The organism is Vibrio sp. S11_S32 (genome assembly GCF_014694465.1).
In the GTDB taxonomy this organism is placed as follows: Bacteria; Pseudomonadota; Gammaproteobacteria; order Enterobacterales; family Vibrionaceae; genus Vibrio; species Vibrio algicola.
The window spans coordinates 1-10,980 of record NZ_JAAUWS010000067.1; the positions used below are offsets into that span (position 1 = coordinate 1).

General features: G+C 43.0%; 8 protein-coding genes and 1 pseudogene. 7 read left to right on the forward strand and 2 right to left on the reverse strand.

Annotated elements, in window-relative coordinates; all coding sequences use genetic code 11:
* Window positions 1-132: 132 nt before the first annotated feature.
* The 7 genes and pseudogenes from HC723_RS15590 to HC723_RS15620 form a co-directional block, all read left to right on the forward strand.
* Window positions 133-1,128: pseudogene (locus HC723_RS15590) on the forward strand (molybdopterin oxidoreductase family protein); the annotation flags it as partial.
* A gap of 384 nt (window positions 1,129-1,512) precedes the next feature.
* Window positions 1,513-2,157 carry a pyridoxamine 5'-phosphate oxidase gene (gene pdxH, locus HC723_RS15595; protein WP_153448236.1) on the forward strand — a complete coding sequence of 215 codons (645 nt, stop codon included), beginning with the start codon at window positions 1,513-1,515 and terminating at the stop codon, window positions 2,155-2,157.
* A gap of 224 nt (window positions 2,158-2,381) precedes the next feature.
* Complete coding sequence (locus tag HC723_RS15600) at window positions 2,382-3,170, forward strand: helix-turn-helix transcriptional regulator (protein WP_153448237.1); 789 nt, start codon at window positions 2,382-2,384, stop codon at window positions 3,168-3,170.
* A gap of 156 nt (window positions 3,171-3,326) precedes the next feature.
* Window positions 3,327-6,542: a bifunctional proline dehydrogenase/L-glutamate gamma-semialdehyde dehydrogenase PutA gene (gene putA / locus HC723_RS15605; RefSeq protein ID WP_153448238.1), complete on the forward strand. Its 3,216-nt coding sequence runs from the start codon at window positions 3,327-3,329 to the stop codon at window positions 6,540-6,542.
* Between the two features lie 10 nt (window positions 6,543-6,552).
* Complete coding sequence (locus tag HC723_RS15610) at window positions 6,553-7,290, forward strand: 1-pyrroline-5-carboxylate dehydrogenase (protein ID WP_178306496.1); 738 nt, start codon at window positions 6,553-6,555, stop codon at window positions 7,288-7,290.
* Between the two features lie 124 nt (window positions 7,291-7,414).
* Window positions 7,415-8,908: a sodium/proline symporter PutP gene (putP, locus tag HC723_RS15615; RefSeq protein ID WP_153448240.1), complete on the forward strand. Its 1,494-nt coding sequence runs from the start codon at window positions 7,415-7,417 to the stop codon at window positions 8,906-8,908.
* Window positions 8,909-9,677: 769 nt separating this feature from the next.
* Window positions 9,678-10,352, forward strand: coding sequence for a Qnr family pentapeptide repeat protein (locus tag HC723_RS15620; protein ID WP_153448241.1), 675 nt, complete (start codon window positions 9,678-9,680; stop codon window positions 10,350-10,352).
* A gap of 16 nt (window positions 10,353-10,368) precedes the next feature.
* Here HC723_RS15620 and HC723_RS15625 read toward each other — a convergent pair whose 3' ends face one another.
* Window positions 10,369-10,536 carry a hypothetical protein gene (locus HC723_RS15625; RefSeq protein WP_190339729.1) on the reverse strand — a complete coding sequence of 56 codons (168 nt, stop codon included), beginning with the start codon at window positions 10,534-10,536 and terminating at the stop codon, window positions 10,369-10,371.
* Window positions 10,537-10,587: 51 nt separating this feature from the next.
* On the reverse strand, window positions 10,588-10,884 hold the full coding sequence (locus tag HC723_RS15630; RefSeq protein ID WP_190339730.1) for a hypothetical protein: 297 nt from the start codon (window positions 10,882-10,884) through the stop codon (window positions 10,588-10,590).
* Window positions 10,885-10,980 lie beyond the last annotated feature (96 nt).

Here is a 10,980-nt window from a genome sequence, read left to right on the forward strand (position 1 = left end):
GACCAAGCGTAAATAGGTGTTTAAAATGATTAGGGTCGTACATTGAAAAGCCTAACGTGATACTTTCACGTTATTGTATTCGAAAGACTTACTGCGTTGAAGTCGCAACCGAAGGTTGCTTATCTTGATGCTAAGTTTGTTAAGGCATGGCAAGCGCCGCATTTATCCGATCAAATTGGTTTAACCCTAACGGAAATTATCGATGCAGCGTGTGAGCAACGGGTGAAAGGTTTATTTGTGATGGGCGAAAACCCAGTATTAAGCGATCCAAACCAAGCGCACGTGTTAGCAGGGCTAGAAGAATTAGACTTCTTAGTAGTACAAGATATTTTCTTAACCGAAACCGCTGAATATGCCGATGTAGTACTACCTGCTTACTCATTTGCGGAAAAAACGGGTCATTTCACTAATACCGAGCGCCGAGTACAACGTTTGATCCCTGCTGTGAAAGCCCCAGGTGAAGCGCAAGAAGATTGGTGGATCATCCAACAAATTGCCAATGCGATGGGAGGAGATTGGAACTATCAGAAAGTCAGTGATATCACCACAGAGATCACCCAACTGACGCCACAATATGCGCATATTAGTTGTGATAATATTGGCCCTGAAGGGTTGCAATGGCCATGTAATGAGGCGAATCCGCAAGGTACTCGTTTAATGCACAGCAAAGGCATTTTACGTGGTAAAGGTAAATTAATTCCAACCACGTTTAAATATGCGGCCGAATTACCCGATGATGATTACCCATTAGTGCTGACCACCGGACGTGTGCTTGAGCAATTTCATACCGGTACTATGACGCGCAAAACCAAAGGCTTAGATAACCTTGCCGGCCCTCGCGCCATGATCAGTGTGCAAGATGCGGAAAAACTGGCTATTCACAATGGCGAAATGCTACGAGTATCGAGTCGTCGTGGTGAAATTAATATTGCGGCATTCGTCACCAAGCGTATGCAACAAGGGGTAGTATTTATCCCATTCCATTTTGTTGAAGCAGCAGCGAACCGCTTAACCATTGAGGCAACTGATCCGTATGCGCGTATTCCTGAATTTAAGGTTGCCGCAATTAAGGTCGAGAAAGCTCAGGTTGCGCCACCAGCAATAGTGGAATTTGAAAGCGTAAATTAGATCGAGGTTAATTGATTATGTTTATTCCACTTAAATATGATCAATTTTTATCAGATATAAAGTAATTGGAATTCGCCCCGAGATGGGATTTCTTTTAAAGAGATCGCGCATCACGGGGCTTTTTTATGCGTTGAGTTTATCGAGTTATATCAATTCCATTTAAAATTTGATCAATTTGAATACACCGAAAAGACGCTGATCCGTCTTTGGTCGCTTGAGAAAAGGCCATCCATGGCCTTTGACACTTTTCTATGTACTCAATTTTGAACGATCTTTAAATTTATGGAATTGGTATTACTTGGGCATATGCTGATGGCGAGGCTTGTTTTGAGATCGAGTTAAGAGCAAAATAAGTCAACTTAGTAATATGGACTGATACTTGTTATGAAACTTTCTGATATGCGTCGTGAGTACGCGTTAAGTGCCTTAAAACGTGAAGATTTAGAGCAAAATCCTGTAGATCAATTTAATCTGTGGCTGCAACAAGCGATTGATTTTGGGTTAAATGATCCGAGCGCAATGACAGTGGCAACCGTCGATGAACATGGACAGCCATTTCAACGAATTGTGCTGCTTAAAAATGTCGATAACCAAGGATTTGTTTTTTATACCAACCTTGGCAGTCGCAAGGCTTTACACTTACAACACAATAATAAGATCAGCTTACATTTCCCATGGCATGCAATGGAGCGTCAGGTTCATATTACCGGCACGGTTGAAAAACTCACCGCGATGGAAAATATGAAATACTTCACTTCTCGTCCTAAAGAAAGTCAGCTTGCCGCTTGGGCGAGTAAGCAAAGTAGCCGTATCTCTGCGCGAGGCGTGTTAGAAGGTAAGTATTTAGAGCTAAAAGAAAAATTCGCCGAAGGCAAGATCCCTGTCCCTAGTTTTTGGGGTGGTTATCGAATTAAAGTCGATAGCATGGAGTTTTGGCAAGGTGGTGAACGCCGTCTGCATGATCGCTTTATTTATGTGAAACCTCAGCTCGATCAATCCAACTGGGATATATCTCGCTTAGCACCGTAAATTATCTAGGGTTTCGAGAGCATCAGTAAGATCTTTGCGGATTTACAGTGTAAATTAAAACCCAGTCAATAGAATGATTTTAGCTCTATGATTTATAAAGAGTTGTTGGAATTACCATCACCGTAGTTTACTTGCTCTTGATCATCGTTCCAGAACTATGATCAAGAGAGAGCAATATAGGATCAAACTCACGCATTCAGTGTTGGAACCGAGGGGGAAAAGGGATGGCTGAATTTGACATCAATGCTGAACCTAAAACGGCGCAAGTGCTCACTCTGCCAAGTTATATGGAAAGACACCAGCATGGCTATCCGCAGATCGTGATTGGCTTAAAAGGGCGCGCTGAGTTTGAAGTGGATGGCGAAGTGAAGCTTATTGGCCCTGGACAAGGTTGCATTGTACCGGCGGGTTATGATCATCGTTTTGGCGGTATTGGTTTATCCGATATTTTAGTGCTGAATTTTTTTATGGAGATGGAAGCGGTTGATAGTGATTTGAATGAACGCGTGAATGCCTTATTAGAAAAAGACATTTATTTTCAACTCGATCTTCCAATCCAACAGTTAGTGCAATTATTGGTTAAAGAAATACAGGCCGATCCAGATGATGTATGGTTATGCCAAGCTTGCCAAGACACTATTATTGCTCTATTACATCGCCATACTAAACCTTTTGAAATGCTCAAAAAAGGTAACCGTTTGAATATCGACCTTATCGATCGCTATATTCAACAACATTTAGCCAGCAAAATATCGGTAGCAAATTTAGCGGCTTGCGTTTTTTTAGGTGAAAGTCATTTTCATTTGTTGTTTAAATCTCAAGTTGGCTGTACCCCGCATCAATACATTGTGCAGAAAAGAATTGAATTAGCACAAAGTTTAATTAAAGAAGGGCAATATAATCTTGGTCATATCTCTCAACTTGTTGGTTTTTCAGATCAAAGTACGTTTACCAATAATTTTTGTCGTTTAGTTGGCGTATCACCGTCTCATTACCGAAAAAACCTTTCATAACTCTGCTAATTTACCGTTATTAAAAATATGTGACAATGTTGGTTTTTTGTAAATTAACTGAGTTTTAGTTAAATTAAACGTAGTTTTAACCGTTTTTTGTGGTTTAAATAGCACTACACTCTGTGCATTGATGGAGCCTTAAAGAGTGAGAAGTGCATGTTTACTGCAACGGATGTGTTATCAGCCGAGTTTAATCAACAACCCTTAGAGCAACTTTGGGAATTAATTTCACCGTTGTATATGGTGGATGAATCGACTTGGTTAAAACAATTACTGCCACTTGCTACGCCCAGTGAGCAAGAAAAACAAACCATTCAAGCCAAAACTACCGCACTCATTCAAGCGATCCGTGCTGACAAAAAATCGGTGCAGATGGTTGATGCTTTGCTTTTAGAGTACAGCCTCGATACTCATGAAGGCATTTTATTGATGTGCTTAGCCGAAGCGTTAATGCGTATTCCTGACGCTGCCACTGCCGATGCCTTGATCCGCGACAAACTGAGTGTGGCGGATTGGAAATCTCACTTAAAAAATTCTGACTCAGTGTTTGTTAATGCGTCTACTTGGGGATTGATGTTAACCGGCAAAGTGGTTGGCTTACATGAATCGAAAACGCAAAGCCCATCGCAAGGCCTTAATCGGTTAGTGAATAAATTTTCGGAGCCGGTGATCCGTCAAGCAATGAACCAAGCGATGAAAATCATGGGACATCAGTTTGTATTGGGTCGCACCATTGTGGAGGCGCAAAAAAATGGCAAAGGCATGCGCGACAAAGGATATACCTATTCCTATGACATGTTAGGTGAAGCGGCGCTGACCACCGATGATGCCAAAAAATATTTTAACGATTATTTAATGGCGATAAGCGCGGTAGGCAATGATAAGTTTAATCATGAGGTTAGCCCAGCGCCATCGGTTTCGATTAAGTTATCGGCATTGCATCCACGTTATGAAGTGGCAAATAAAAAGCGGGTAATGACGCAAATGTACGCCACGGTAGAGCAATTGATCGTTCACGCCAGACAATTGGATGTGGCATTAACGATTGATGCCGAAGAAGCGGATCGGCTTGAAATGTCGCTTGAGCTATTTGAAAAGCTATACCGAAGTGAGGCGGCAAAAGGTTGGGGGAAATTTGGGTTGGTGATCCAGTCTTATTCTAAACGCGCTTTGCCGGTTTTGGTGTGGTTGAATGCATTAGCCAAAGAGCAAGGCGATGTGATCCCTCTTCGTTTAGTCAAAGGCGCGTACTGGGACAGTGAAATCAAATGGTCACAACAAGCTGGATATTTAAATTATCCGGTTTATACCCGTAAAGAGTCTACCGATGTTGCCTATCTAGCTTGTGCTCGTTTTTTATTAAGTGAACAGGCTCGTGGCAATATCTTCCCGCAATTTGCCAGTCATAACGCCCATACTGTAAGTGCTATTGCCACTATGGCTGCACACAAAGAGTTTGAGTTTCAACGCTTGCATGGCATGGGAGACTCGCTTTATCACCATGCGATGGCGGCTTATCAGCAATCAGTACGGATCTACGCACCGGTTGGAAGTCATAAAGATTTATTGCCGTATTTGGTGCGTCGTCTACTTGAAAACGGTGCCAATAGTTCGTTTGTGCATCGTTTAGTGGATGCTCGCTGTCCGATTGATGATTTAAACCAACACCCAGTGGATACTTTATTGGCCAATGAGCGATTTGATAATCCTGCCATTCCTCTGCCACGCGAAATTTTCAGCGATAGAAAAAACTCAATCGGTGTCAATGTTGATATCTTAAGTGAAGTTCAGCCATTTGAAGCTAAAGTGAATCAATGGCTAGAGAAAACTTGGCAAGCAGGGCCGATAATTAATGGTAACGCCCTGTATTGCCATGACAATTTTCAGCAAGATCAAACCAAACCCGAAAGCATGATCAAGGATGATATTCAGGCAGATGCAGAGATCCAAATGATCACAGCGCCTTATGATAGAAGGATCCAAGTGGGATCGGTGCAATTTTCAACCCTTGATCATGTTTCCGCTGCAATTGAAGGAGCGAAATCATGCTTCCGTGAGTGGAACAGGCTTAGCTATCAGATTCGCGCTGAAAAATTAGACCGTTTAGCGGATCTTTTAGAAGATCACTTAGCTGAACTGGTGGCGCTATGTCATAAAGAAGCGGGCAAAACCATTCACGATAGTATTGATGAAGTGCGTGAAGCTGTCGATTTCTGCCGTTTTTATGCCAAACAAGACAATATATTCTCGCCGCAGTCAGTGAGCGATTTTGATGGTGAACAACGCGACATGACCCGAGAAGGCCGAGGAGTCTTTGTTTGTATCAGCCCTTGGAACTTCCCGCTGGCGATTTTCTTGGGGCAAATTTCTGCCGCTTTAGTCAGTGGTAATACCGTGATAGCCAAACCGGCTGAGCAAACCAGTTTAATTGCCGCTCGCGCAGTCGAACTTATGATGGAAGCTGGCTTTCCTGCTGGCTCTATTCAATTGCTTCCGGGAAATGGTGCTTTGATCGGACAAGCACTCACATCCAATCCTGCTATTGCGGGGGTTGCCTTTACCGGCTCAACCCCAACCGCACAACGTATTAATACCACTTTGGCGCAACGTGAAGCTGCACCGGTCCCCTTTATTGCTGAAACTGGCGGTCAAAATGCCATGATTGTTGATAGCACCGCGCTGCCTGAGCAAGTGGTGCGTGATGTGTTGCGTTCTGCATTTGCTTCTGCTGGCCAACGTTGTTCTGCGCTCCGAGTGTTGTATGTGCAGCAGGATGTGGCCGACCGCATTATTGAATTAATCAAAGGTGGGATGAGAGAGCTTTCAGTCGGTTTACCGTATTTACATAGCACCGATGTTGGGCCTGTGATTGATACGGCGGCCAAAGATAAGTTAAATGCCCATATTGATTCGATGCGACATGCACAAAAGGTGGTTGCACAATTGTCGTTGACGGAGGAATGTCAACATGGTGATTTTGTGGCCCCGACTGCAATTGAAATTAATGACATTAATGTGCTCACCGAAGAGAAATTTGGCCCTGTACTGCATATTATTCGCTTTAAAGCCGATCAATTACCTAAAGTGGTCGAAGCGATTAATCGTACCGGCTTTGGTCTTACTATGGGGGTCCATAGCCGTAATGAAACCACTTATCGTTGGGTCGAAAAACACGCTCGAGTGGGGAACTGTTATATCAACCGCGATCAAGTTGGCGCGGTGGTTGGCGTTCAGCCTTTTGGCGGGCAAGGTTTATCGGGCACGGGCCCAAAGGCTGGCGGACCGCATTACTTGTATCGTTTTACCCAACAGGTCTTAGCCCAATTAAGTCAGGTAAACTCGCATTCACAAACCGATTCAACTCAAGCTTAGGAGTCACATTATGCAGACAATAACACGTTTTTCAGAAGTGACGGTTTTTGATGCCCAAACCGCATGGCAACAATGGAACTTAACCGAATACTCATTTAAAAGTGAGTGCTTACTATCGGTATTCAACTCATTAAATAAAATAGATGCTACGCTTAGTAACATTATGAACCTGAAAATTCAGCATGCTCAATCTTACCTCGCACAGCCGCAGATCATGCCTGGTCCAACAGGGGAAACGAATGAGTTGTACTGCGCAGGTCGTGGTGTGTGCGCCTTAGTGGTTGCGCCGACAACGGAAAATGTTGAGCAAGACAGTACTGATGAAAGACTGGATGAGCGATTAAAAATAGCCATGAGCTTTATGACTGCAGCGTTAATTGGCGGTAATAGTGTGGTGATGTGCTGTGATGATGAAAGCTTTAATCACAACATTCAGCAAGCGATTGGGACGACATTACCTGCGCATTTGGTTCAAATAGTCGCCTATGATGCTCATGCTAAGCTTATCAACAGCGAGATCGCGATTGCTGCATTGGTCGCAAAACCAGATATTCAGATCAAGATTAATCGTTTATTGAGCAGAAGGGATGGGGCGATTGTGCCATTAGTGACAGATGATCCAGACGCAGTAGTATCCGCATTTGATCCGGCTTTGGTGCTACGCTTTATTACTGAAAGAACCCGCACCATCAATATTACTGCGGTGGGGGGGAATGCAACATTATTGGAGTTAGGCAGTGGGCATTAACATTCACCCTATTAGCTCATTGTTTACTTGAATAAGAAATTTGATGCAAATTCAAAGGTTTTGGATTTTCATCTTCAACCCTTCAAGATAGAAGGGGCTTTTTATACACAACGAGGGATATTTTATGATCGAAAATAGCTTCGCGATTAGCGGCACTTTTATCGCGTATTTAATCTTAATGCTGGCGATAGGGTATTACGCTTATAAACGCACAGCTAACTCAACCGACTACTTTTTAGGAGGACGAACCTTAGGGCCATGGCCAGCGGCTTTATCCGCTGGTGCTTCTGATATGAGTGGCTGGTTACTGCTGGGTGTGCCGGGCTATGCTTATGCGTCGGGTCTTGAAGCCGGATGGATTTGTGGTGGTTTATTGGTCGGGACTTGGCTGAACTGGTTAGTCAGTGCTAAGCGGCTTAGAACTTACAGTATTACTACCGATGCCATTACCATCCCCGACTTTTTAGCCAGCCGTTTCTTGGATAAATCGAAGCTGATCCAAACCATTTCTGCCTTCTTCATTTTGTTGTTTTTCTTGTTCTATACCAGTTCTGGTTTAGTCGCTGGCGGGAAATTGTTTGAAACCGTATTTGGCTTAGATTATCGCATTGCAGTGGTTATCGGTGCGGTCTGTGTTATTTCCTACACCTTATTTGGTGGCTTCCTCGCGGTGGCCTGGACCGATTTAGTGCAAGGGTTACTGATGTCGGCAGCATTGCTGATTGTGCCAATTGCGGCAATGAACGGCGGATTCTCACAACTTGATATGGATGTCTCGGCTATTAACCCAGAACTGCTTGATATGTGGACCAATGCCAAAGGCGAGCCTATGACGGCGATTGCGATTATATCACTGGTGGCATGGGGTCTTGGTTACTTCGGTCAGCCGCATATTTTAGCGCGTTTTAAAGCGACTCGTAGCAATAAAGATTTAACCACAGCGCGCCGCATTGCGGTAATTTGGACGGCGCTTTCAATGTTTGGTGCGATCTTAGTCGGTTTAGTGGGCCTAGTGTATGTTACCGGCCATCCAACCCTTGAATTGGCCGATGGTGAGAAAATATTCATGATTTTGGTGAATGCGATCTTCCACCCAGTCATGGCGGGCATATTGTTAGCCGCGATTTTGGCGGCGATCATGAGTACCGCTGATTCGCAACTTTTGGTGTCTTCTTCCGCATTGGCCGAAGACTTCTATAAACAAGTGTTTAAACAAGATGCAACATCGGATCAAGTGGTCAAAGTTGGTCGTTTTGCCGTGATAGGGCTGTCAGTATTAGCGCTAACCCTTGCGATGGACCCAGACAGTTCAGTGTTAAGCTTAGTGTCGTATGCATGGGCAGGCTTTGGTGCGGCATTTGGTCCTACCATTGTACTGAGTTTGTACTGGTCGAAAATGAACCGTAATGGGGCGTTAGTTGGGATTTTAGTCGGTGGTATTACGATCGTAGTTTGGAAGCAACTTACCGGTGGTATTTTTGATGTATACGAGATTGTACCCGGAGTATTGTTCTCAACCATTGCTATTATTGCGGTGAGTATTTTAACCGGTGGTCCAAGTGACGGTGTTACGCAACAACATAAGAAGTTTAAGCAGCAGTTAATCGACCTTGATTAGAATATAAGGTATTAATCTCAGCATAATCAGCTCTTTAGTCATTTGATTAAAGGGCTTTTTTTTAGGTGGTTCATGTGAAAGTCATCCTCCATTTTATTGTTAGGAAATCGTCATTATATGCATGAGCTTACGCGAAGAGAAAAGGAATCTCGCTTGCAATTCTAACTGTAAACTGTCAATGCTATCGCCAGAAACTCGTCAGCCTGAATAGTGCGGCGCGAACGTAGTTCAGGATCTCCCACAGTCTTCGGCGACCAACCTTTTTTCATCAGCCAAAAAGGTGGCAAAAAGGCCGCTGCTAGAAGTTTTGTTTACCTTGGCTACAACACTCGATTGTTATCCCCAAAGTAATTGAAGTTACAGTGAGGCGGCAAGTAAGCGAAGCCCCATGAGCTTAGTTCACTAAGTGATTTGGGGTGAGTGAACGTAGCCAACAAAGCGGTAGCTTTAAGTAAGAAGGGGATAGATAACGGCTACAACCGCACATTCTTGTACGCAAGAAGCCTCACCAATCATCCATGATTGGTGTATCAAATAGAGTATTTCCACCAAGCAAAATTTAGGCAAGTTGGAGAAGAATTTTTAAACATCGAAAAAGCAATATAACAAATATGAATAGGTGTCGTGCAGCCGACACTTTATCTGGGTGTTGAACCAGCCTGAAGCTGCTTATTATTGTCAATTGGTCGAAGTTAGATGTCGTTTTTTATATCGGTTGCTTGTGTTCATCGGTATGATATTGAAAATTGTAATTTAAAGACGGTGTTGTATGTCCAACTACTTAAAAACCCAGCAAGCAGTGTATCGCGAACATGATTTTTCTAAACAGGATCTGCAAGATTTACAGTTTGAAGGCTGTAAGTTTTATTGTTGTGATTTCTCACGTTCAGACCTTAGCGAAACCAAGTTTATTGATTGTGTTTTTATTGAAAGTGGCAATGTTTTAGGCTGCGATTTTAGTCATTCAAAGCTAAAAGAGGTCAGTTTTCAACGCTGTAATTTGAGTATGGCAATTTTTGATGGTGCGGATGCGTTTGGGATTGAAATGCGTCATTGCCACTTAAAAGGCGCGAGTTTTTTACGCACTAATTTTGCCAACTATATTACCCATAACAGCTATTTTTGCTCAGCTTATATCACCAATTGCGATCTTTCTTATGCCAATTTAGAGCGTCAAAAATTAGAAAAATGCGATTTATTTGAAAACCGATGGGGCGGGGCTAACTTATCAGGAACCTCATTTAAAGGGGCTGATTTATCGCGTGGTGAATTTAGCCCAGAGCAGTGGCAGCAAGCCGAGTGGCTGGAAGCAAATTTATCTCATGTGGATTTAGAAGGCTTGGATATTCGTCGTATTAGCTTAACAGGGGCAATTATCTGCCAATGGCAACAAGAACAACTGTTAAGTAATTTAGGCTTAGTGGTGGTGTCTGATAACGTCTAGTCGTTATTCTTAGCCTTTATCTGTTCTGCTTCTTACTTTGATACAAGGCTTCGTCAGCGCGCTTATAAGTATCATCGAACAGATCATTATCTTCTCTTTGGCTGATCGGCGTTGAGCGTCGGTGCTGGTTTTGTTGGTGCGGTTCTTCATGGAATAGATAAAATTGATCGGTGCTTAATAACATCGGAAAACTGCTACTCCAAATGCGATCTAGCGTTGGTAGAATATAGTTATGTTATTGTAGATCGCGCGGCGGCTTACCGAGTCCAATCAGAGTACCGTTTAATAAAATATCTTTATAGCGATTATTATTGAAACCATATTCATCGCTGTCGGAATAGTAACGAATTGGAATAACCGATTGTGGGAATGGGGTATTTGGCGTCTCTAAAAAGAGCTCAAAGAGGTTTTTATTTTCGACGACACGCTTGCCTAAAACATCAACGGAACGTTGAAAATTTTGTATTAATCTATCAACGTCGGATTTAACATCATTCCAAGGGTAATCCCCCCGAAAAATAACTGCTGGCAAAAGTAGAATTTTCTCGTAATCTAAACGTAGGAGATTCAATATGAAAAAATCACGATACACGGACAGTCAGATCCTCTCCATACTAAAACAAGCTGA

Bases quoted from the DNA above. Each gene is read 5' to 3' on its own strand.
- pdxH (WP_153448236.1), top strand. From the start codon at position 1,513: ATGAAACTTTCTGATATGCGTCGTGAGTACGCGTTAAGTGCCTTAAAA.
- HC723_RS15600 (WP_153448237.1), top strand. From the start codon at position 2,382: ATGGCTGAATTTGACATCAATGCTGAACCTAAAACGGCGCAAGTGCTC.
- putA (WP_153448238.1), top strand. From the start codon at position 3,327: ATGTTTACTGCAACGGATGTGTTATCAGCCGAGTTTAATCAACAACCC.
- HC723_RS15610 (WP_178306496.1), top strand. From the start codon at position 6,553: ATGCAGACAATAACACGTTTTTCAGAAGTGACGGTTTTTGATGCCCAA.
- putP (WP_153448240.1), top strand. From the start codon at position 7,415: ATGATCGAAAATAGCTTCGCGATTAGCGGCACTTTTATCGCGTATTTA.
- HC723_RS15620 (WP_153448241.1), top strand. From the start codon at position 9,678: ATGTCCAACTACTTAAAAACCCAGCAAGCAGTGTATCGCGAACATGAT.
- HC723_RS15625 (WP_190339729.1), bottom strand. From the start codon at position 10,536: ATGTTATTAAGCACCGATCAATTTTATCTATTCCATGAAGAACCGCAC.